Origin of the sequence: Pseudomonas sp. SIMBA_067 (genome assembly GCF_046534675.1) — a bacterium.
Classification (GTDB): Bacteria; Pseudomonadota; Gammaproteobacteria; order Pseudomonadales; family Pseudomonadaceae; genus Aquipseudomonas; species Aquipseudomonas putida.
This window is the reverse complement of record NZ_JAWRYH010000545.1, coordinates 1-267: the sequence shown is the minus strand read 5'-3', so window position 1 is coordinate 267 and position 267 is coordinate 1. Positions and strand designations below refer to the sequence as shown.

At 65.9% G+C, this 267-nt stretch carries 1 pseudogene; it reads right to left on the bottom strand.

From position 1 onward, the window contains the following. Window positions 1-267 (bottom strand): annotated as a pseudogene (locus SB765_RS30255) (hypothetical protein); the annotation flags it as partial.

Sequence of the window (267 nt, the reverse complement as noted above, 5' to 3'; positions counted from 1 at the left end):
AGGCGAGCACCACCGGGTCCCATAGACGCAGGCGCTGCATAACCGCCACCGACAGCAGCCCGACCAAGGTCGAGACACTGGTGGCCAGCAGGATGGGCAGGAACACCATGGTCGGGTCTGGCGCGCCTTGCTGGGCCCGGTACATGAAGATGGTCACCGGCAGCAGCGTCAGCGACGAGGCGTTGAGCACCAGGAACAGGATCTGCGCGTTGCTGGCCGTAGTGCTGCTGGGGTTGAGCTCCTGCAGCGCACGCATGGCCTTCAGGC